15 protein-coding genes are annotated in these 23265 nt (G+C 58.5%); 11 read left to right on the top strand and 4 right to left on the bottom strand.

Features of this window, described 5'->3' with window-relative positions:
• Positions 1 to 211: 211 nt before the first annotated feature.
• The 3 genes from coaE to uvrB are packed head-to-tail and all read left to right on the top strand — an operon-like array spanning position 212 to position 3719.
• A complete protein-coding gene (coaE, locus tag ACESUZ_RS07400) occupies positions 212 to 853 on the top strand; it encodes a dephospho-CoA kinase (RefSeq protein ID WP_373199322.1) in 642 nt (213 codons plus the stop codon).
• Positions 846 to 1427: a lytic transglycosylase domain-containing protein gene (locus tag ACESUZ_RS07395; protein WP_373199320.1), complete on the top strand. Its 582-nt coding sequence runs from the start codon at positions 846 to 848 to the stop codon at positions 1425 to 1427. Before coaE ends, ACESUZ_RS07395 begins: the two co-directional genes overlap by 8 nt.
• Before the next feature lie 51 nt (positions 1428 to 1478).
• Positions 1479 to 3719 (top strand): excinuclease ABC subunit UvrB, encoded by a 2241-nt coding sequence (gene uvrB, locus ACESUZ_RS07390; protein WP_373199319.1) that lies wholly within the window; start codon positions 1479 to 1481, stop codon positions 3717 to 3719.
• A gap of 65 nt (positions 3720 to 3784) precedes the next feature.
• Here the strand turns inward: uvrB and ACESUZ_RS07385 are convergent, their stop codons facing one another.
• The 4 genes from ACESUZ_RS07385 to ACESUZ_RS07370 all read right to left on the bottom strand — a co-directional run bounded on the left by ACESUZ_RS07385 (position 3785) and on the right by ACESUZ_RS07370 (position 9907).
• Entirely contained in the window at positions 3785 to 5425 is a 1641-nt protein-coding gene (locus ACESUZ_RS07385; RefSeq protein WP_373199317.1) for an NAD(P)/FAD-dependent oxidoreductase, read from the bottom strand.
• Between the two features lie 80 nt (positions 5426 to 5505).
• A complete protein-coding gene (locus ACESUZ_RS07380; RefSeq protein WP_373199315.1) occupies positions 5506 to 6777 on the bottom strand; it encodes an NAD(P)/FAD-dependent oxidoreductase in 1272 nt (423 codons plus the stop codon).
• Positions 6778 to 7608, bottom strand: a complete 831-nt coding sequence (locus tag ACESUZ_RS07375; protein WP_055310500.1) for an Mrp/NBP35 family ATP-binding protein — start codon at positions 7606 to 7608, stop codon at positions 6778 to 6780.
• 145 nt (positions 7609 to 7753) lie between these two features.
• The gene (locus ACESUZ_RS07370) at positions 7754 to 9907 is read right to left on the bottom strand and encodes an LTA synthase family protein (protein WP_373199313.1); all 2154 of its coding nucleotides are present in this window, start codon (positions 9905 to 9907) and stop codon (positions 7754 to 7756) included.
• A gap of 193 nt (positions 9908 to 10100) precedes the next feature.
• Between ACESUZ_RS07370 and uvrA the strand changes: the two genes are divergently transcribed.
• From uvrA to ACESUZ_RS07330, 8 genes are all read left to right on the top strand, one after another.
• The gene (gene uvrA, locus ACESUZ_RS07365) at positions 10101 to 12980 is read left to right on the top strand and encodes an excinuclease ABC subunit UvrA (protein WP_373199312.1); all 2880 of its coding nucleotides are present in this window, start codon (positions 10101 to 10103) and stop codon (positions 12978 to 12980) included.
• Between the two features lie 132 nt (positions 12981 to 13112).
• Positions 13113 to 13613, top strand: coding sequence for a Cys-tRNA(Pro) deacylase (gene ybaK, locus ACESUZ_RS07360; protein ID WP_117848725.1), 501 nt, complete (start codon positions 13113 to 13115; stop codon positions 13611 to 13613).
• 105 nt (positions 13614 to 13718) lie between these two features.
• On the top strand, positions 13719 to 15299 hold the full coding sequence (gene murJ, locus ACESUZ_RS07355; protein WP_373199310.1) for a murein biosynthesis integral membrane protein MurJ: 1581 nt from the start codon (positions 13719 to 13721) through the stop codon (positions 15297 to 15299).
• Positions 15300 to 15305: 6 nt separating this feature from the next.
• Positions 15306 to 17246: an excinuclease ABC subunit UvrC gene (gene uvrC / locus ACESUZ_RS07350; RefSeq protein WP_324249602.1), complete on the top strand. Its 1941-nt coding sequence runs from the start codon at positions 15306 to 15308 to the stop codon at positions 17244 to 17246.
• 364 nt (positions 17247 to 17610) lie between these two features.
• Entirely contained in the window at positions 17611 to 19224 is a 1614-nt protein-coding gene (locus tag ACESUZ_RS07345; RefSeq protein ID WP_161144836.1) for an ABC transporter substrate-binding protein, read from the top strand.
• Positions 19225 to 19381: 157 nt separating this feature from the next.
• Positions 19382 to 20338, top strand: coding sequence for an ABC transporter permease (locus tag ACESUZ_RS07340; RefSeq protein WP_035138896.1), 957 nt, complete (start codon positions 19382 to 19384; stop codon positions 20336 to 20338).
• A 3-nt stretch (positions 20339 to 20341) separates the two neighbouring features.
• On the top strand, positions 20342 to 22357 hold the full coding sequence (locus tag ACESUZ_RS07335; protein ID WP_035138893.1) for a dipeptide/oligopeptide/nickel ABC transporter permease/ATP-binding protein: 2016 nt from the start codon (positions 20342 to 20344) through the stop codon (positions 22355 to 22357).
• The gene (locus tag ACESUZ_RS07330; protein ID WP_006236159.1) at positions 22358 to 23185 is read left to right on the top strand and encodes an ABC transporter ATP-binding protein; all 828 of its coding nucleotides are present in this window, start codon (positions 22358 to 22360) and stop codon (positions 23183 to 23185) included.
• The last annotated feature ends 80 nt before the right edge of the window (positions 23186 to 23265 follow it).

Below are 23265 nucleotides of genomic sequence, written 5' to 3'. Positions count from 1 at the left end.
AGGCCAGGGCGCCGCTGACCGGTGGACGGCACCGAGCCGTACGCTTGAACTGAGAAGGGGGAGGCCTCGCGGCCTCCCCCTTTTTTGTGTATATACACGTTGTACTTCGGGATTTAGCTTCCCCGTATGCGCTCTTACTGTTTGGCTGTATTTTGAGTCCTTCTAGTGTATTTGAGCGATAATTACTCGCATTGGCGTTAGGGAGGGCTTGATGTTTACCGTATTTGTCTTGGGCAATATTGCTTCGGGTAAGTCGACTGCCTGCCGCTATTTCGAATCTCGTGGCGCTATGCTAATCGATCTGGATGAGCTTGCAAAATCGCTGTATGTGCCGGGCTCTGATATCGTCAATGCTCTCGCGGATGAATTCGGTTGGGACATTTTGGATGAGGATGGCGGCATTCGCCGCAGCATCCTCGCTTCTCGAGCTTTTGCTTCTCCTGATTCGGTCGCACGGCTCAATGGCATTGTGCATCCCGTTCTCATTGAACAGCTTTCGCTTAGGATTCTCGATCCGGTTTGTTGTACGGTTTCATCTCCCCGTTATCCCTTTTCGGTGGTCGAGGTTTCTGCTCCGACTGGTTTTGAGGATGCATTTGGCTTGGCTGATGAAATTCTGGTCATCAGCGCCCCTTTGTCAGTTCGTCGCGAGCGCGCTATTCAACGTGGCATGGAGCCATCTGATTTCGATGCCCGTTCTGCTTGCCAGCCCGATGAGTCTGCGCTGTGCAATCTCGCTACAACGGTGATTGATAATTCGGCAGCCGATAATTCGCTCTTTGAGCAGCTTGACTCATGGCTTGCATGCCACGGGATTATAGATACTTCGGATGAGGAGGAGGCCGATGCCTAAGGCACGTTTCTTTACGTGGTATCGCGTGGCGCCACTTGCCGTTGTGTTCGTCTTCGGCCTTATTTCGCTCGTCTACTCGTGTGCCCCTGCCGCTTTCTTTAAGCCGCTGTATCCGATTGACTACGAGGTGTATGTAAAGCAATCCAGTATTTCGCATAATCTGGATCCGTATCTGGTGTGCGCTGTCATTAAGTCGGAATCGAATTGGGATCCCGAGGCCGAGTCGAATCAGGGTGCTCAGGGATTGATGCAGCTGATGCCCGAGACTGCCCAGGATATGATCGCCAAGGGCCTTGTCGACGGAGGGGAGTATTCGGCCGACAATCTTAACGATCCGGCTACGAATATCGAGTTTGGCTGCGCATACCTCTCGTATCTTCTCGCCTATTTCAACGGGTCGACGGATAGTGCCATCGCCGCCTATAACGCCGGTATGGGCAATGTCGACGGATGGGCGCAGCAGAACACGTCACTCCATAATGCGATTACCTTCCCTGAAACTCAGGCTTATCTGATTCGCGTCAATAATGCCTGGGTTCGATATAAGACTCTCTATCCCGATCGGTTCGTATAGGACTAAGCCCACCGCCTGCGTATACTGCAGATGTATGAGTTAGGAGTATCCATGGCGGAATTTGAAGTAGAACGCGTTGGTGGTGAACTTAAGCGCTTTGGCGTTGAGGGCGCTGAGGTGCCGTTTGAAGTCGTTTCCCCCTATGAGCCTGCCGGTTCCCAGCCCAAGGCCATTGAGTCACTTGTGCGGGGCGTGAGGGATGGAGACCGCTATCAGGTTTTGCTGGGTGTGACTGGTTCGGGTAAGACTTTTACGATGGCCAAAACCATTGAGGCCTTGGGTAAGCCGACCCTTGTCATGGCTCCGAATAAAACGCTCGCCGCTCAGCTTGCGAGCGAGCTCAAAGAGTTCTTTCCCAATAACGCTGTGGTCTACTTCGTCTCGTACTACGACTACTATCAGCCCGAGGCGTATGTGCCGCAAAGCGATACATATATCGAGAAAGACTCCTCGATTAACGAAGAGGTCGAGATGCTGCGCCATCAGGCGACCGCGTCACTGCTCTCTCGACGTGATGTGATCGTTGTCGCATCGGTCTCGTGTATCTATGGCATTGGCTCTCCTGAGGACTATGCGGGTCTGGCTCCAAACGTCGACAAGAAGGTGCCGCTCGAGCGCGATGACTTTATCCATGCGCTTATCGACATTCAATATGATCGCAATGACTATGACCTGGCGCGTGGCACGTTCCGCGTGCGCGGCGATGTTGTCGACGTGTATCCGCCTTATGCCGAGCATCCGTTGCGGTTTGAGTTCTTTGGCGACGAGGTCGAGCTGATTGCCGAGATCGATGAGGTCACCGGTGAGATGCTTCGTGAGTACGAGGCCATCCCCGTATGGCCGGCATCACACTACGTGACCGAGAAGCCGAAGGTCAAGGCTGCTCTGAAATCGATCAGCGAAGAGTGCGAGAAGCGCGTGGCGGAGCTCAAGGCGACCGACAAGTTGCTCGAGGCGCAGCGTCTGCAGCAGCGCACCGATTATGATCTTGAGATGCTCGAGACGATGGGCTTTTGCAACGGCATCGAGAACTACTCGCGTCATCTGGACGGTCGCAAGCCGGGTGAGCCGCCGTTTACCCTAATCGATTACTTTCCCAAGGATATGCTCTGCATCATCGATGAGAGCCATGTGACGGTGCCGCAGATTCGCGGCATGCACGAAGGTGACCGCTCGCGTAAGGTGACGCTGGTGGAACACGGTTTTCGCCTGCCCTCAGCGCTCGATAACCGCCCACTTCGTTTCGATGAGTTTGAGGCAAGGATACCCCAGTTTATCTATGTTTCGGCCACGCCGGGCGACTACGAGCTGCGGGTGAGCCAAAACGATGTGGAGCAGATTATTCGTCCGACTGGCCTGCTCGACCCCAAGATTGACGTGCGTCCAGTTCGCGGCCAGATTGACGATCTTGAGGACGAGATTCGCGAGCGCGTTGCCCGCAAGGAGCGCGTGCTGGTGACCACGTTGACCAAGCGCATGGCCGAGGACCTGACCGACCATCTGCTCGACGCGGGCATTAAGGTCAATTACATGCACTCTGATACGGCGACAATGGACCGTGTCGAGATCCTGCGAACGCTGCGCGAGGGCAAGATCGATGTTCTCGTTGGCATCAACCTGCTTCGCGAGGGCTTGGATCTCCCCGAGGTCTCACTGGTGGCAATTCTCGATGCCGATAAGGAAGGCTTCTTGCGCAACCGCCGTTCGCTGATTCAGACGATTGGCCGTGCGGCCCGTAACGCCGATGGTGAAGTCATCATGTATGCAGACGTTGTGACCGATTCGATGAAAGAGGCCATCGAGGAGACGCAGCGCCGTCGCGAGATTCAGATGGCATACAACGAAGAACATGGCATTGTGCCCAAGACAGTGCGCAAGGCCATCAACGACATCTCAAGTTTTATTGCCGAGGCCGAAAAAACTGTGGGCTCCAAGGGACGCTCGAAGGGCGACTCTCTTGGCCATGGCGCATTCTATACGCCCGATGAGTCGGGCGAGGGCGGTGTGCCGGAAACGGTGGCGCCCGAGCAGACACTTGCGGAGCAGTTGGAAGAACTGCCGCATGACGAGCTTGTGCGGATCGTCGAAACCATGGAAGAGGATATGCGTAACGCTTCTGCCGCTATGGACTTTGAGGAGGCGGCGCGCCTGCGCGATGCTGTCGTTCAGATTCGGGTGATGCTCGAGGGTGCGTCTGAGGACGAGACGATCGAGCGCTTACGCTCGCAGGCCCGCAAGGGTTCCACGTTCGCATCGGGCAGAAAACGCCAGGGTGCACGGTTTAAGAAATAGCGAACAGGCCCCGAGTTCCCTGTGGAGCTCGGGGCCTATGTCTTTTGCGCGCTGGAATTTGTGCGTTAGAGGTCTGCGATCAGGGCTTCAGCACAACGGATGCCGTCGGTGGCCGCGCTCATGATGCCGCCGGCATATCCAGCTCCCTCACCACAAGGGTAGAGGCCCGGGGTCGACACGGCATGGCACGTTCGGTCTCGGGTAACAGTGACCGGTGAGCTCGAACGAGTCTCCACGCCGGTAAGAACGGCATCGGGACGGTCGTAGCCTCGTAGCTTTTTTCCGAGTAGGGGAAGTCCCAGGCGGAGCGACTCGACGATATGCTGCGGTAGGGCTTCGTCAATTGCCGTCCAGGTCACACCGAGCGGATAGGTGGGCTTTACCTTTCCGGGCGCCTTGCTGGCGCGTCCTGCGAGGAAATCTCCGACGAGTTGTGCCGGTGCGTTCCAGTTGGAACCGCCCAGGCGATAGGCGGCCGCCTCGCAGGCACGCTGGAGCTCGATGCCGGCGAGCGGGTCATCGTTGGGAAGGTCCTCAGGCGTGACGTTAACGAGCAGGGCGGCATTTGCGTTGCGTCCGTCGCGGGCATTGAGACTAGCCCCGTTGACGCACAGATGGCACGGTTCTGAAGAGGCGGCAACAACCTGTCCGCCGGGGCACATGCAAAACGAGAACACGCTGCGGCCGTTGGGAAGATGGGCAACAAGTTTGTAGGGGGCCGCCCCGAGCGCTGGATGTCCCGCCGAGGCTCCATATTGGGCTCTGTCGATGTCGCGTTGCGGATGCTCGATGCGAACGCCCATGGCAAAGGTCTTTTGTGCGAAGGCCACGTTGTGGTCCTTAAGGAGCTCAAAAATATCGCGAGCAGAATGCCCGCAGGCGAGGATGAGGTGCTTTGTCTCGATTGGCTCGTAAGCGGCGTCTTGGGACGATTGGACATCAATACCGGTGATGGCGCCAGACGCGTCGATGCGAATGTCGACGAGCTTCGTTCGATAACGGACGACACCTCCGAGCTGCTCGATGCGCTGGGATATAGCGGTGACAACCTTGGGAAGGATGTCGGAGCCAATGTGCGGCTTGGCATCCCACAGAATATCGCGGGGCGCACCCGCCTCGACGAAGGTTTCGAGGATAAGGCGATGGGCGGGATTTTTTGTTCCCGTATTGAGCTTGCCGTCCGAGAAGGTCCCCGCGCCGCCCAGACCAAACTGAATATTGCTCTCGGGGTCGAGGATGCGCTCCTTTAGAAAGAGGTCGATCGTCTGCGAGCGGCGAAATGCCGGGTCGCCGCGCTCGATAAGCAAGGGCTTAAGACCTGCTTTGGCGAGCGTGAGCGCAGCGAAAAGGCCGGCGCATCCGGCGCCGACAACGACAGGGCGTTCTTGAGGTGCGTCGGAGACGGGGGAGGGGAATGAAGGCTCATCGTCTTCTATCGCGCGTACGCGCGAGCGGTCACGCTCGGCAACGCTGTCGACCGCTTCTCGCTCGAGGTGGGGACTAGTCAGCTCAACACGAAAGCTCAGGATAAAATGGACGTCTCGTTTTTTGCGAGCGTCGATTGACTTGCGGTGGAGTTCGATGGACTTGATCTCGGAGTCCTTGCAACGTAGGATGCGCTTGGCGACTCGCTTGCCAACAATGAGGCAGGTATTTTCATCGCCGGCTTCATCGAGCGACGCGTTGACTTGGGTGATTTCGATCATCGAGGTCTCCTTAGAGGCAAGAAAGAGGCCGTCCGGTATCCCAGACGGCCCGAATGCGTTTTTGATTATAGACTGCGCGGCTACAGGCTGCTTGCAGCGCGAATGCCCGAGAGCCAGGCCCACGCAAGGTTAAAGCCTCCGCAATCGGCGTCGATGTCGAGCGCTTCGCCGCAGACGTAAAGCGGGGCGTCGACAACGCTGCGCGCGCGTAGACTGGGTGTTGAGATGCTCTCGACAGATACGCCACCACGCGTGACCTGCGCCGAGCGCTCCTCGGCTGTTCCCTCGACGAGCAACTTAAAGTGCTTGAGGATCGAGACCAGGTGGATGACATCGTTGGAGCCTGGATGGCACTGCTCGAACGCTGTACAGACGACGCGGGAGAGTTGCGGGGCGAGCATGCCGTCGAGCCAACGGGGATCGCGGGGCGAAAAGCCGCCGAGCAGCTCAACGCGCCGGTTGAGCATATCGAGCAGCTCGTCTTTGGAGAGGTCGGGGAAAACGTCGAGCAGGATGGTATCGCCGCGCTGGATACGACGGGAGAGGTTGAAGACAGCGACGCCCGAGATGCCGAAGGCTCGAAACAGTACTTCACCGTCTTCGTGCCAGAGCTCACTATGGTTACGGGTGAGCGTCAAGCGGGCGCGGACGCGCAGACCATCCAACGTCTTGAGTGCCGCCCGATCGCCAACGACCGTTGCCGATACGGGGCAGAGGATGGGGCGCAGCGAAGTGAGGGGGAGGCTAAACGCATCGGCGATACCGGTGGGGTTGCCGCCCGTGGCGATAATTACGGCATGTGCCTGCAGGGCCTCGTTCTTGCGAGGGACATCGGCGAGCGTTTTCCGAAGCGAGCGGAGCTCCGATTTTCGGTCGTCGTGCTTTTTTGCCTTGAGCGCCCGCGCTGGACGGTCTATTTGGAGTGCCCAGCCTTCGGAAACTTTGTGCGCCGAGGCAACGTTGGCTCCGCAGATTAAGGTGATACCTAGGCGGTTGCAAACGTTGAGAAGCGCGTCGCGCACCGATTCGGCGCGAAGGGAGCGCGGGTACAGCCGGCCTTCCTCGGAGGTTGTCATGATGCCCAGCGAGGAGAAGAAACCCATAAGCTCTTGTTCGGGCTGGGGGCCCATGACGGATTCGACGAATGCGGGGTGGTTATACCGCTGAGGATCAATCGATTCGTTGGAGAGGTTGCAGCGGCCGTTACCGGTCGCAAGGAGCTTAAGGCCGCAGGCGACATCGCGCTCAACGATGCAGACGCTTTTACCAGCACGTGCGGCCGTAATGGCGGCGGCGAGGCCTGAAGCCCCGCCGCCGATTACCAGGACGTCATAGAAGGCGCTCGTGTTCACTTAGGCCTCGTCGGTCTCGTGCGGGGTAATGGCCTCGACGGCAGAGACTGCCTTGGGCAACATGCCATCGGGCAGCGCGGTCTCGACCTCGCCCTTATCGCAGGCCTCGGCGAGTGACGGATTGATGGGAAGCGTGCCCAAGATGTCGAGGTTATAGCGCTCTGCGACCTCGGGGAGCTTGCTCTTGCCAAAGACCTCGATCTTCTTGCCGCAGTCGGGGCACTCAATATAGCTCATGTTTTCGACGATGCCCAGAATGGGGACGTTCATCTTCTCGGCCATGTTGACCGCCTTGGCGACGATCATCGAGACCAGATCCTGCGGGCTCGTGACGATGACGATGCCGTCGACGGGCAGTGACTGGAAGACGGTGAGAGCGACGTCGCCTGTTCCCGGAGGCATGTCGACCAGCAGGTAGTCGATGGGGCCCCACGAGGTCTCGCTCCAGAACTGCCTAATGGCGCCTGCGATGACCGGACCGCGCCAAAGGACGGGGTCGGTCTCGTTTTGGAGCAGCAGGTTGGAGCTCATGACCTTGACGCCGTGCTCGGAGATTTCGGGCAGCATAAGGTTGCCAAGGGCATGGACGTGGCGTCCGCTCATACCGAACATCTTGGGGATAGAGGGACCGGTGATGTCGGCATCGAGGACGCCGACCTTGTGGCCGTGACGGGCAAGCTCGGTAGCGATGGCACCGGTGACAAACGACTTGCCGACACCGCCCTTGCCGGAAAGCACGGCGATGACGCGTTTGACCTCGGACAGCGTGTTCTCCTCAAATTGCGACGGCGACGTTTGTCCGCCGGCGGCCTGTGCGTGCTCGCAACCCATGTATGACTCCTTTGTATATGTTGGGGCCGGAGCCCCGTGATGTGACACGAGCGTCATTGTACCCTCGTTTGCGAGCGGGAGTCATTTGCGATGCATTTGGGCCGAGCGTGCTTGCAATACGATGGGTCCAAGCGAATGGGCGGGCTTACTGAACTTTGCTAGCGAACTCGAGGTATTGCATGCGCTGCAGCTTGTCGATCGTCGAGGCGTATGGGCTGTCTTCAGATTCCAAGTCGTAGCGCAGCCCGTCGGCACCAAGGTAGCCGGCGACATTGATGGTGGGCACATCTGACCTTGTTGCAAGCAGAGCCTTTTGATAGTCGGTGAGCGGGGCGCCGATCTTATTAAGGGTAATGGCTGCAATCTCGTTTGCCCCGACGGTGTCGTAGACGTTGAGCTCGGTATTGCCGGCGATTTCATAGTTAGCCCAGACAAAATATGTCGACTGATAGATACGGAAAGCGTGGCTTGCCGTATCTTCCTGAGGGTACAGCTCGTCGTTGAGAGTCGTTGCGGCGCTCGGCTGATGGTCGCCAAAAAAGACAAGGACAACCGGTCTGCCGATATTGCGGAGCTCGTTGATAAAGTACTCGAGGTCCCGGTCGGATGCGTTGATGCAGGTAAGATAGGTGTTGAGCGCGCTATTGGCACCCTCGCTGGCTCCCTCGACCCAATAGTTTGTCAGCTCCTCGGCGGGAACGGTGCCATAGTCGTAGCCGCCGTGATTTTGCATCGTGACGTCAAAGATGAACTGCGGCGCTTCGTTGGTTCTAAGCAGGTCGAGTATCTTGTCGTAGGTGGCGTAGTCGCATACGCCGGCATGGTAACAGGGCGCACCTTCGAAATCGCCGATTGAAAGAAAGTCTCCAAAGCCCAGCTGCTGATAGATCTTATCTCGATGGTAGTTGACGGGGTTTTGCGGGTGCATAGCGGTAGCGGTATACCCAAGCTCTTTAAGGTCCTTTGCCAGGCTGTTGACGCCATTCATCTGATACAGCTGATAGGGGATCTTGCCTAATCCGACAAAGGCCGTTGTCGCTCCGGTCAAAAATTCGAATTCGGAGTTTGCCGTTCCGCCACCGGTGACCGAAGCGAGCATGGTGCCGCGAACAAGTGTGTCGGGAAGCGAGTTGTAGAATGCGGGGCCGGTGTACCCGGCCGCCTGGAGCTGCTCAAAGCACGAAAGGTCGCTAAAACTCTCGTTCATGACGGCAACAATCGTCGGCTTGATTTCATTGAACTGGGCAACGGCAGCCGCGCGCTGCTCGCTCGAGCCATACGTGCTGTCGTAGGCGGCGGCGAGCTCCTGCTCGATGCTCTGCGCCTCATCGGGCGTATAGCCTTCGGGCTTCTCAATGGGCAACTCGTTGACCATTTCGGTGAACGAAGTGATAAAACCCTGAGACGTATATGTGATGATGGGCTGCCAACGGTCAAATCCAAAATCCAGCGCCTGCTCCAAGTCGATGCTGGAAAAGCCCGAGAGCTCCACAACGGCCACTAGCAGAAAAGCGCAGAGGTTAGCGGCGATTGCGGGGAAGACATGGGTGGGCGTACGGAGCTTTCTCGGTCGGATAAGCGAAAGAAGCCCCAGGGAAATCTCCAGCAGGGCTAGAGAGGTTACGATTCCGGCGGTAAAGGTAAACTCGTATCCCTCGCTCACTTCCATTGCGGTGCCAAGGGCCAAGATATCGCTTGGCAGGATGGCCTCGCCTTTAAACGTTATGACGAAGTGCTCGGCAATGCCAAGGATGCAACAGGCGACGGGCACGAGGGCCATGACGCCTCCATGACGCTGTCCCAGCAAATAAAGGGAGAGCAGAACCGTCGCGAGCAGCCCGACGGAAAACCCGAATGAGTTGGCGGGAATGCGATAGAACGTTTCGTTGCAGGCAATTTCGAGTGAAACGAACGAGAGCGCTGAAACAGCGGCGATGACAAGGACGTCACGGCAAATACAGGCAACCGTTCCCGTCGCAAGATCGGTTTGGTCGATAAGTCCCGAAACCAAGGGCTCGACAAGAAGTATGACGGCGGTAGCACCGAGCGCCGAATAAGAAAGGACCCATAGGGAATTGTCCTCATTTACGAGCAATTGATTCGTAATCCATGCAGCTACCATGCCGAGCGGGATGAGGAGCGTCGCGCACCAAAAGACGCGGGCAATGGGCGGCTTTTCATTGTGTTTGATTGAAAAATATACGCGCACCACGACGATGGCCACGATAAGGACGGCGATGAATATGGGCAGATTGGCCATGTCGCTCGAAGTGATTTCAAGGGGGATATCTTCGGTCATGGACGTTCCTCTGTTACGGCAAATTAAGTTCAGTATTAGATTACTGTAACCTTTCCACGACATTTCGAGAAACAAAGCGCCCGATACGCAAAGCTAAAGGTCTGCGAATCTTGTATTACGAACATCTGTGCGCGTCGAGTGCGCTAAACTCATCGGCAGTATGATTCGATGCAATAGGAGGCAAGGAGCTTCCATGTCTGATTCTTCTATCGTTATTCGCGGCGCTCGTGAGCACAACCTCCGTGATATCGATGTTTCCATTCCGCGTGACCAACTCGTGGTCATTACCGGTCTTTCTGGCTCGGGCAAGAGCTCGCTGGCATTTGACACTATCTATGCCGAGGGCCAGCGTCGATACGTCGAGAGCCTTTCGAGCTATGCGCGCCAGTTCTTGGGTCAGATGGACAAACCCGACCTGGATTCAATCGACGGCCTTTCGCCGGCAGTGTCGATCGACCAAAAGACGACGTCTAAAAACCCTCGCTCGACGGTTGGCACCGTAACCGAGATTTATGACTATCTGCGCCTGCTGTTCGCCCGTGTGGGCACCCCGCACTGTCCCGAATGCGGCCGCGCCATTGAGCGTCAGACGACCGACCAGGTTGCCGACAAGGTCTTGGCGGCGGGGGAGGGCCGCCGCGCGTTTGTGCTGGCACCGGTGGTGCGCGGGCGAAAAGGCGAGTACACCAAACTGTTTGAGGACCTTCGCGCCGAGGGCTTTAGCCGCGTGCGTGTCGACGGTGAAGTGCGCTCGCTCGACGATCCGATCGATCTGGACAAGAAGTTCAAGCACGATATCGAGGTCGTAGTCGATCGCATCGTGATCCGTGAGAACTCTCTGGGCCGTATCGCCGAGTCTGTTGAGCAGGCGACCGCGCTGGCTCACGGCAATGTAAACGTGTACATGCTGCCCGATCGTGATGCTCCCGAGGGGACCGAGGGCGAGCTGCTGGAGTATTCGTTGGCCTTGGCGTGCCCGGAGCATGGTCACTCCATTGACGATCTTCAGCCGCGTGATTTTTCGTTCAACGCTCCCTATGGCGCATGTCCTGAGTGCGACGGCCTGGGCTTTAAGAAAACCGTTGATGCCGAGGCGTTGATCGAGGACCCCTCGAAGTCCATTGCCGACGGAGTCTTTGGTAGCCTGTTTGGCAACTCGAACTACTATCCGCAGATTTTTGCTGCGGTCTGCAAACACTTTAAGGTGAGCACCGATACGCCGTGGGAGGACTTGCCCCCTCGCGTGCGTCGTGCATTCTTGGATGGCCTGGGCGATACGAAGATCTCGGTCGACTACCAAAAGCTCGACGGACGTCGCAGCCAGTGGGATACCAAGTTTTCGGGCGTTCGCAACATCCTGTACGAACGCTATACCGAGACGACGAACGAGAACACCAAGGCGCGCCTGGAGAAGTACATTCGCGAGGAGCCGTGCTCGAGCTGCCACGGCGCTCGTTTGCGCCCTGAGATGCTCGCCGTCACCGTGGGCGGCAAGTCCATTTACGAGGTTTGTTGCCTGTCGTGCCGTGAATCGCTCGAGTTTTTTGAGGGCCTGGAACTCACCGAGCGCCAACAGTTTATCGGCGGCCGTATCGTCAAGGAAATCCTGGAGCGCTTGCGTTTTCTGGTCGATGTTGGACTCGACTATCTGACGCTCGATCGTGCCTCGGCGACGCTTTCCGGTGGCGAGGCGCAGCGTATTCGCCTGGCAACGCAGATCGGCGCGGGTCTCATGGGCGTGCTCTATATTCTGGACGAGCCCTCGATCGGTCTTCATCAGCGTGACAACGAGCGCTTGATCAAGACGCTCGAGCGCCTGCGCGATATCGGCAATACCGTTATCGTCGTCGAACACGACGAGGATACAATCCGTGCCGCCGATTACGTGATCGACATGGGGCCCGGCGCCGGCGTCAACGGCGGACACGTAGTCGCGGCGGGAACGCCTGCCGATATCATGGCGTGTCCTGAGTCGATGACGGGCGCTTATCTGACCGGCAAACGAATGATCCGGGTGCCTGATGAACGGCGCAAGCCCGGTCGCGGCTGCCTTAAAATTACGGGCGCTCGAGCCAACAACCTCAAAAACGTTACTGCCAAAATCGAGTTTGGTACGCTTACGGTTGTTACCGGCGTGTCGGGATCGGGCAAGAGCTCCCTGGTTACCGATACCATTGCGCCTGCCCTTACGAATGCCATTCACCGTTCGACGCGCCCTGTGGGTCCATATAAGAAAATCGAGGGCATCGAGTGTATCGATAAGGTTATCGATATCGACCAGTCGCCGATTGGCCGCACGCCGCGTTCCAACCCTGCTACCTATATCGGCCTGTGGGATGATCTTCGCGCGCTGTTTGCGAGTACGCCGGAGTCGAAGGCGCGCGGCTACTCGCCGGGTCGTTTCTCCTTTAATGTGAGTGGCGGGCGCTGTGAGGCGTGCAAGGGCGACGGGCAGATCAAGATCGAGATGCACTTCCTTCCCGATATCTACGTTCCCTGCGAAGTTTGCGGCGGTAAACGCTACAACCGCGAGACACTCGAGGTCACCTACCGTGGCAAGACCATCTCGGACGCGCTCGACATGAGCGTCACCGAGGCGCTGGCCTTCTTTGGGAATATCCCGCAGATCAAGCGAAAGCTCCAGACGCTGTACGATGTAGGCTTGGGCTACGTGAGCCTGGGCCAGCCCGCCACGACGCTCTCGGGCGGCGAGGCGCAGCGTGTGAAGCTCGCCAAGGAGCTTCATCGACGCCAGACGGGCAAGACGTTCTATATTTTGGACGAGCCGACGACCGGTCTTCATTTTGAGGACGTCCGCCAGCTGCTCGATGTGCTGCAGCGCTTGGTCGATGCGGGCAACACGGTGCTGGTGATTGAGCACAACCTTGATGTCATCAAGGTTGCCGACCGCCTGATCGATATGGGTCCCGAGGGCGGTAACGGCGGCGGAACCGTCGTGGTTTCGGGCACACCGGAGCAGGTTGCGGACTGTCCGCAGAGTTATACGGGCAAGTTTTTGGCGCCGTTGCTCAGGCGTGACCGGGAGCGTCAGGCTCAACTTGATGCTCAATAAATAGGCGATTCAGTTTATGGGCGCCAACGACTCCTTGTGATTCGATGGCGCTTGCTGTGCCGAAGTGACGTATGCAGCCGAATTGGACATATACTTAATCTTTGCGTCCGAATGCGAGGGAAAGGATATGTCATGGCAAAGGCTGTAAAGACGCCAAAAACCAATGCGATGCGCGAGCTGGAAAGCGCCGGCATTTCCTATGTTCTACATACGTACGAAGACGATGGTGATGAGTCGGTGGGCCTGGGGGTCGCGATTTCGGAGCAGCTTGGCGAGGAGCCCGGTCAAGGATTTAAGACCTTGGTCTGCGTGACGCCGTCCAACGACCATGTCGTGTGCTGCATCCCTGTTGCCGATGAGCTCGATCTAAAGTCCGCCGCGCGTGCCGCGGGGGAGAAGTCCTTGGTTATGATGCATGTGAAGGATTTGCTTGCGGCGACTGGCTACGTTCGCGGCGGCTGCAGCCCGGTCGGTATGAAAAAACGCTACCGGACGCTCATTGATGAGACGTGTGTCCTTTGGGATACCATTTTTATTTCGGGAGGCAAGCGTGGTTATCAGCTCGAGCTTGCACCCGATGATTTAATTGCATTTTGCGGGGCGACGGTTGCCGCGATTACGAGAGAGGACTGAGCGATGCCGCAGGAAGAATTGAAGCGCGGAGCTCATTTTGCAAAAGAATCTGCGCCTCAGACGCCCTCATCCGAAGCTTCTTCGTCGCGAGATGACACTGACGACATGGGCTCGTCGGACTACTCCACGGTTGGTCGTTCCGCCGGGCTTATGACCATCCTGACTATCGTGTCTCGCGTCACCGGTTTTATCCGCACGTGGGCAATGGCGGCCGCTATCGGCATGTCGCTACTCTCGTCCTCCTATCAGGTCGCCAACAACCTGCCCAATATGCTCTACGAACTCGTGATGGGTGGCATGCTCGTGACGGCGTTTTTGCCCGTGTACATGGGCGTGAGGCGTGAGCAGGGTCGCGAGGCCTCGAACGAGTACGTGGGCAACCTGCTCGGCATTCTGCTTTTAGTGCTGGGTGGCATTTCGTTGCTGGGGACCGTGTTCGCCCCGGGCTTTATCTGGACGCAATCGTTCCTTTCGGGTGACGGTGGCAGCATGGATACCGCTGCGTTCATGTTCCGTTTCTTTGCCATCCAGATTCTGTTTTATGGTTTGGGCTCGGTGTTCTCGGGCGTTCTCAACGCACACCGCGACTACTTTTGGTCGACGTTTGCCCCGGTCCTCAACAATGTGATCGTCATTGCGAGCTTTATGGGTTTTGCGCCCGTGTCCGCACAGTTTGGCGAACGTGCCGGCATCATCTTGATTGCGGCCGGTACGACCCTCGGTGTCTTTGTTCAGATGGCATGTCAGATTCCCGCGCTTGGCAAGCACGGCGTGCATCCCCATATCCATATCGACTTTAAGGACCCCGCGCTGCGCCAGACGATTGCGCTCGGTATCCCGACGCTGCTCGCCACGGTGTGCATGTTTGTCTCGACTTCTATCACCAACGCTGCCGCGCTGGTGGTCCAGCCCGAGACGGGTCCTTCCGTCATCGCCTATGCGCGCCTGTGGTACACGCTGCCCTACGCGCTGATTGCCGCCTCGCTTTCGACGGCGCTCTATACCGAGCTCTCTCATGACGCACAGGAGAAGGATTACGACAGCGTTCGCACGGGCATTTCGCGTGGCGTCGCCCAGATGCTGTTCTTCCTGATTCCGTTCGCACTGTACCTGATTGTCTTCGCACGTCCGCTCAATTTGATCTACTGTGCTGGCAAGTTCGATGAATCCGGCGTGGCGCTGGTATCCGAGTACCTTGTCTACCTGGCGCTCTCGCTGCCGCTCTACGGCGTGGTCGTGTTGATGCAGAAGAGCTTCTCTGCCTTGCTCGACATGAAGCCCTATAGCCGCTATTGCCTGTATTCCGCCATCGGCCAGGCCGGCTCGGTTCTGCTGTTTGGCGTTGTGCTGGGCTTCGGTATGCCGGCAATCGCGCTTTCGTATGTCGTCGACTACGTGATCTTGGTCGGCTGTTCGCTGTGGTGGCTGCGTCGTCGCCTGCGTGGCCTTCAGGTCAAATCTATCCTACATGGCGGTTTCTTTGGCCTTTTGCTCGGTGGCCTAGGTGCTGCCGCAGGCGCCGGCGTCATGTGGGCGCTTGAACACTTTGTCGGGGCACTTGGCGGCTCGATTCTGATTACTCTTGGCTACGTTTGCGTTGCGGGTGTCGCCTCGCTTGTTGTTACCTTTGGCCTTGCCGTCGTCCTTAAGATGCCCGAGGTCTCGGCGCTGCTTCGTCGCAAGTAGGTGCGCGTGGCCGGTCACGACAACATACCAACGCTTGCCGAGCAGGTTTCGCGCGTTCCCACACAGCCCGGATGCTACCTTTGGAAGGATGCCAAGGGCGATGTCATCTACGTGGGCAAGGCGAAAAACCTGCGCGCCCGCATGCGTCAATACGTGACACTGCAGGATGAGCGTCAAAAGATCCCGCTGATGATGCAGCTGGTGGCGAGCTTTGACTACATCGTTGTCGAAACCGAGCATGAGGCGCTTGTACTCGAGCGCAACCTGATCGGCCAGTACCATCCGTACTTTAACGTCGACCTCAAGGATGACAAGAGCTACCCCTTTATCGCCATTACAAAGGGCGACCTGTATCCCGCGATCAAATACACGCGTGAGCGTCATAAGCCGGGAACGCGCTATTTTGGACCCTATACCGATAGCCGTGCGGCACGTGAGACGATAGATACGCTGCGCAAGGTTATCCCCATCTGCTCTGCATCCTGTGCGGAGTGGCGTCGTTGTCGCCGTACCATCGAGTCCCACAAGGGCGAGGAAGACATCGTCAATATGATTTGCGCACAAAACGGGCGTCCCTGCTTTGACTACCATGTCGGGCGCGGCCCGGGTGCGTGTGTCGGCGCGATTTCCCCGGCAGACTATGCCAAGAACGTCAAGCGTGTCGAGCGCTTTTTGTCGGGCCATCGCAAGGATGTCGTCGATGAGCTGACCTCCGAGATGACGGATGCCGCCGAGGCGCTCGACTTTGAGCGCGCGGCACGCGTCAAACGTCGTTTGGAGGTCATCAGGGGTCTGGACGATCGTCAGCAAGTCGTTTTTCCCTCCAGTGTCGATATCGATGTCATCGGGTTCTATCGCGAGGAGACCATCTCCGCCGCTTGCGTCTTCGTCGTTCGCGAGGGCCGAACAGTTCGCACCTGCGAGTTCATTCTCGACAAGGGTCTTGATGTTGACGAGGAAGAGCTCCAGTCGGGCTTTCTTAAGCGCTATTACGACGAGACGGCTGATATTCCAGCTGAGGTCAACCTTTCCGTCGAGCTTGAGGATGCGGAGGCGCTGGGGGAGTGGCTTGCGGGCAAGCGTGAGCGTTCCTGTCATCTCCATAGGCCGCAGCGTGGCGAAAAGCACCGTCTGCTCGATATGGCATCCAAAAATGCGCGCCATGCCCTCATGCGCTACATGATGCGAACGGGGTACGCTGACGACCGCACCAATCAAGCGCTCCTGGAGCTCGAAAGTGCGTTGGCGCTGCCATCGCCGCCGTTGCGTATCGAGTGCTTCGATATCTCTACACTGCATGGCACCTTTACGGTCGCCTCGATGGTGGTGTTTACCAACGGGCGCGCCGACAAGAGCCAGTACCGTCGTTTTAAAATTCAGGCCGAATTGGACGAGGCAAACGACTTCGTGTCGATGTCCGAGGTTTTGGGACGACGCTATGCTCCCGAGCGCATGGCCGACGAGCGCTTTGGCTCGCGCCCCGATTTGCTCGTTGTCGATGGCGGTAAGCCGCAATTGACCGCTGCGATCAAGCAACTTGAGGCTCTTGGGCTCGATATACCAGTTTGTGGCTTGGCGAAGGCCGACGAGGAAGTTTTTGTGCCTTGGGACGAGACTCCTGTCGTGCTGCCGACCGGGTCTGCTTCGCTCTATCTAATTAAACAGGTACGCGATGAGTCCCACCGATTTGCCATCACGTTCCACCGTGAGTTGCGCGATAAAGCCATGACGGTTTCGGTACTCGATGACGTTCCGGGCGTGGGACCCACCAGAAAACGTGCCCTTATGCGCCATTTTGGCTCGATGAAGCGTTTGCGCGCGGCGAGCGAGCAAGAGATCGCGGAAGTTCGCGGCATACCTGCCGATGTTGCCAAGGCGGTCCACGAGGCGCTCGTTGCATGGAATGCCGAGCGCGCCGAGGCGGCGGCTGGCCATTCCGATAGCTAAACACGAGCCTAAACAACTGATATACATGATTGCGCGATTTTCAACCATTTATTTCGCCATGATTGCCTGCTGGTTTCGGGTTTTATTAACGCTAAAACGTTTGACTAACCCAAGCGAAAACCCTGCTATCCTGCGGGTTGACGAAGACTGATATCTCACCTCGCCGATACATACTGTCTGGCGAATCATTTGTCAATGAATTCGGTGAACGGTAGTAAATACCGTTCAAGCGTATGTATGTATCGGTCGCCGAGCGCGGCACCTCAGTTGGGTTCGTCGGTAGGTAAGGTATATATCGTCCGCAAGTTGCGCGGGGGCACGTCTAGGTGCTCCCGAGTAAGATTCTCTATTGATAGGAGAAGACATGGCCATCATCAACAAGGGTATGTCCAGGCGTTCGTTCCTCGGCCTCACCGGCAGCGTCGCTGCTGTCGCCGGCCTTGGTCTCACTGGCTGCGGTGGCAGCTCTAGCGACGAGGGTTCCGCTTCCGGCTCCACCGATTCCGCCAACCGTGGCGGCGGCGTGATCACCGCTGGTTCCGCTTACGCTCCGTCCAGCTTCGATCCCGCCAGCACCGGCTCCGCTGTGGGCCTGGGTGCTAACTGGCACGTCGTCGAGGGCCTCTACGGCATCGATTACCACGACTACAGCACCTTCAACGAGCTCGCCACCGACGATCCCAAGTCTGTGGACGACACCACTTTCGAGGTCACCATCCGCAAGGGCGCCAAGTTCTCCGATGGCACCGAGGTCACCGCTGACGATGTCGTTGCCTCCTACACCGCTTGCGCCGCTTCCGCTACCTATGCTCCGTTCTTCCAGCCCTTCGAGTCCATCGAGGCCAAGGACGCCAGCACCGTGACGGTCAAGACCAAGGTCCCCAACTTCTCCCTGCTCAAGGATCGTCTGGCCATCGTCCGCGTTACCCCGGCCACCCAGACCGAGGAGGATCGCGCCAAGCAGCCGATCGGCTCCGGCCCCTGGATGTACGACTCTATCTCCGATACCGAGATCACCTTGGTTCCCAACCCCGAGTACAACGGTGAGTATGCTGCCGAGGATAAGAAGATCCAGTACAGCATCCTGACCGACCCCACTGCTCGCGTTACCGCTCAGCAGGAGGGCTCCACGCTCGTTATGGAGCTCGTTACCGCTGACGCCGTCGACCAGCTCGAGAGCGCCGGCTGCAAGATTGACAACGTTCAGGGTTTCGGCACCCGCTTCATCATGTTCAACGTCGCCAAGGAGCCTTGGAACAACGTCAAGGTCCGTCAGGCTGTCATGTATGCGCTCGACACCGAGAAGATGGTCAGCAACACCTTCGCCGGCCTTGCCACCGCTGCCAGCTGCTACCTGCCCAAGAGCTTCACCAACTATCATGAGGCTTCCACGGTGTACAAGACCGACACCAAGAAGGCTAAGAAGCTCATCGAGGAGTCTGGCATCACCCCGGGTGCCATCACCCTGCGCACCACCGACAACGAGCAGATTAAGGGCATGGCCGCCCAGGTCAAGAACGACCTCGACGCTCTCGGCTTCGATGTGACCATCCAGACCGATACCTCGCCGGCCACCTACGCCGCCATCGACGGCGGCGAGGCCTACGATATCCTCCTTGCCCCTGGCGATCCTTCCTGCTTCGGCGCCGACCCCGACCTGCTGCTCAACTGGTGGTACGGCGACAACGTCTGGATGCAGACCCGTTGCCCGTGGAAGGAGTCCGCTGAGTGGCAGAAGCTCCACGGTCTCATGGACGAGGCTCTTGCCGCCGAGGGCGACGAGCAGCAGAAGAAGTGGAACGAGTGTTTCGACATCATTGCCGACAACGCCGTTCTGTACCCCGTTGTCCACGTCAAGACCGTCTCCGCTTCTTGGGACGATCCGTCCACTGCGCCCAATGGCGAGGCCCTCGATGGTTTCAAGGGCATCGGCACGACGAGCATGTCCTTCAGGGGCGTTGCGACCGTCAAGGCGTAAGACTCGCTTGAGTCTATATGCAGGATGTCGGTCGTTGGGACCGTATCCTCATAGTTGAAACAAAGACCCGGGCGGCAACGATGTCGCTCGGGTCTTGTAATGAGTATCCGTACTCATATACCAGTTGGTCCTACCGACAAAAGAAAGGGGAGAGAACGTGAACAACTTGCTACGTTTGATTGGAAGGCGTCTTGTGGCGCTGCCGATCATGGCATTGGGCGTCACCGTCCTGGTGTTCTTCCTTATGTCGTTCTCCAAGACCGACCCCGCCTACACGGCGTTGGGTGACGGTGCCTCGCCCGAGGCGGTTGCCGAGTACCATGAGAAGTATGGTCTGGACGACCCCTGGCCCGTGCGCTACGTGCGCTATATGGGCGATTTGATCCATGGCGACATGGGCACCTATGGTGCTGCTCGCAACTCCGTTGCCAAGCGCATCTCCACGGCCCTGCCCGTCACGATGCAGCTGACCTTCATCGGTCTTGCCATCGGTGCGGTCGTTTCGTTTTTGCTCGGCGTCATCGCGGCACTGTATCGCGACAAATGGCCGGACCAAGTAATCCGTGTCTTTTCCATCGCCGGCTTGGCAACCCCGTCGTTCTGGCTTGCCGTTCTGTTGATCCTGCTGTTCTCTTCCTACCTTAAGGTGCTCCCGGCATCGGGCGCTCTGCCTCACTTCACCACGAATCCGGTTGGCTATCTGGGGCGTATGATCATGCCCGCTATCGCCTTGGCATTTCCGCTGACGGGCCAGATGACTCGTATCGTGCGTACCGCCATGGTCGAGGAGCTCGACAAGGATTATGTCCGTATGGCTCGCGGCGCCGGCGTTCCCGAGAAGGTCGTCGTCGGCATCAACGTTCTTCGCAATGCGCTGATCACCCCGGTCACCACCCTCGGTCTTAAGATCGGTTACCTCATGGGCGGCGCCGTCGTCATCGAGGTTATCTTCAACCTCCCCGGCATGGGCACCGCGATTCTGCAGGGCGTTCAGGGCAACGAGGCGAACCTGGTTCAGGGCGTCGTCATCGTCGTTGCTCTTGCCTTCATCATCATCAACATCGTGGTTGACATGCTCTACCTGCTCATCAACCCGCGCATCAGGACGGTGTAGATTATGGTAAAGATTCGAGAGAAGCAAACCGAGCAGCTCGAGAAGGCTGCCTCCAAGGGGCTCAAGCTCGGTGGCTGGAAGAAGATGACGCTGTCTTCTAAGATTGCCGCCGTCGTGCTGGTGCTGGTCGCCCTGACTGCGATTCTGGCGCCCCTTCTTGCCCCCTATAGCCCGGTCGAGATCTTTACGGCTCGCCAGGCTCCCGGCAACGGATTTATCTTCGGTACCGACGATAAGGGTCGCGACATTCTGTCGCGTATGCTCTACGGTGGTCGTTACTCGCTGATTATCGGCTTTGGCGCCACCGCCATGGCTCTGGTCTGCGGCTCGGTCGTGGGCGCCCTTGCAGCGGTTTCGCGCAAGGCCGTCTCCGAGACGATCATGCGTATCTTGGACATCATCATGTCCATCCCGGGCATCGCCCTCGCGGCCGTCTTCGTCTCCATCCTGGGCAACTCCGTGCCGTCGATCATCTTCGCCATCGGCTTTATGTACACTCCGCAGATTGCCCGTATCGTACGCGCCAATATCGTGTCCGAGTACGGCGAGGACTATGTCCGCGCGGTCATCGTTTCCGGCGCCAAGGCTCCGTGGATTTTGATTAAGCATGTTCTGCGTAACTGCATCGCCCCGATCATGGTCTTCACCGTTACCCTGGTCGCCGACGCCATCATCTTCGAGGCCTCGCTGACCTTCATCGGCGCTGGTATCCAGGAGCCCACCGCTACCTGGGGCAACATCCTCGCCGACGCCCGCGGCGGCGTGCTCGCCGGCCGTTGGTGGCAGGCGCTGTTCCCGGGCCTAGCCATCATGATCACCTGCCTGGCGCTCAACATCCTCTCCGAGGGCATTACCGACGCCATGGCCGCTGCTCCCTCCGCTGCCCTGGATCCTACCGATTCCTCCAAGCGTCGCGAGGCCGACCTGCTGGTCTCCGACCCCGTTCGCGCCTACAAGGAGCAGGCCCAGTCCCTCTCCGCTCGCCTTGGCGCCCTGCGCGATGTCGAGCTCAAGCGTGACGATCGCCACGTGCCCGACGAGTCCGTTGAGCCGATTCTCTCGGTCCGTGACTTCTGCATCCAGTTTGAGCATCACGGTGATATCAACGTCGTCGACCATGTCAACTTTGACGTTCGTCCTGGTCAGACCATGGGCCTGGTGGGCGAGTCCGGTTGCGGTAAGTCCATCACCACGCTGGCCATCATGGGCCTGACCGACGATGACGAGCATCTTTCCGGCGAGGTTCTCTGGGAGGGTCGCGACCTGCTCAAGATGAGCAAGAAGGAGTGGTTCGGCCTGCGTGGTACCGATATCGCTATGGTCTATCAGGACGCCCTGTCCTCGCTTAATCCCTCCATGCTCATCTCTGCCCAGATGAAGCAGCTCACCAAGCGTGGCGGCACCCGTAGCGCCGAGGAGCTCCTGGAGCTCGTGGGCCTCGATCCCAAGCGTACGCTCGAGAGCTATCCGCACGAGCTTTCCGGCGGCCAGCGTCAGCGCGTCCTGATCGCTATGGCCCTTACCCGCGACCCCAAGCTGGTCATCTGCGACGAGCCCACGACCGCTCTGGATGTTACCGTCCAGAAGCAGGTCATCAAGCTGCTCAACGATCTTCAGGCCAAGCTCGGCTTTGCCATGATCTTCGTTTCGCACGACCTGGCGCTGGTCGCCGAGGTCGCTCACAACATCACGGTTATGTACGCCGGCCAGGTTATCGAGCAGGCGCCCACCAAGGAGCTGCTCACCAACCCGATTCACGAGTACACTCGCGGCCTTCTGGGTTCCGTCCTGTCCATCGAGAGCGGTTCGGGCCGCCTGCACCAGGTGCCCGGCGCCGTTCCGAGCCCGCGCGATTTCCCCAAGGGCGATCGCTTCGCGCCCCGCTCGAGCCATCCGCGCATTGGCCTGGACACCCGTCCGGTCTTCAAGCGCGTGCCCGGCACCGAGCACTTCTATTCCGAGCTCCCCGACGAGGTGCTCAAGGCAAATGGTTTGACCCCTCACGCGGAGGTGATGTAGATGAGCGAGACCGCAGTCAACGGCGTCGAGCCGATCATCTTCCTTGATGACGTCCACGTCACCTTTAGGACCCGTACCGGCTCGATTCTGCACCCCAACCTGGTTCACGCCGTCCAGGGTGTAACGATTAAGCTCATGCCCGGACAGACCATCGGCATCGTCGGTGAGTCCGGTTGCGGAAAGTCCACCACCGCCAACGTCATGTGCGGCCTGCAGGCCCCCACGAGCGGCAAGGTCTACTTTAAGGGCAAGGACGTTACCAAGCGTACCGCCGAGGACCGTCGCCACATGGGCCGCGTCATCTCGGTCGTGTTCCAGAATCCGGCTACGGCGCTCAACCCCCGCATGGTCGTTCGCGAGCAACTGCTCGACCCCATGCGCGTCCACAACTTGGGTACTGAGGCCGAGCAGGAGAAGCGCGTCAAGGAGCTCTTGGAGCTCACCGGTCTGCCCAGCTCCGCCGCCGAGGTTCTTCCCGGCCAGCTTTCGGGCGGCCAGCGCCAGCGCGTCGCAATTGCCCGTGCCCTGTCGCTGAACCCTGATGCCATCATCGCGGACGAGCCCACCTCGGCTCTGGACGTTTCGGTCCGCGCGCAGATCCTCAACCTGCTGACCGACCTTAAAAAGGAGCTCGGCCTGGCCATGGTGTTCATTAGCCATGACATCCAGACGGTCCGCTATATCTCTGACGACATCATCGTTATGAATGGAGGCAAGATCGTCGAGCAGGGCGAGGCCAAGCAGGTCTTCCAGCATCCTCAGGACCCCTACACCAAGATGCTGCTCGGCGCTGCGCCGTCGCTGCTTCATCCCAAGCTCGGCGAGTAGCCTCGCTTTCCCTCCCGTGCGCCCGGTTCCCTTACCGGGCGCACCTCCGTTGCGATTTCGAAAGGCTGGGTTCACGAGCC

The sequence above is a fragment of the Collinsella aerofaciens ATCC 25986 genome, from assembly GCF_964239575.1.
GTDB classification, from domain to species: domain Bacteria; phylum Actinomycetota; class Coriobacteriia; order Coriobacteriales; family Coriobacteriaceae; genus Collinsella; species Collinsella aerofaciens_BQ.
This window is presented reverse-complemented; position numbering and strand designations above follow the sequence as displayed.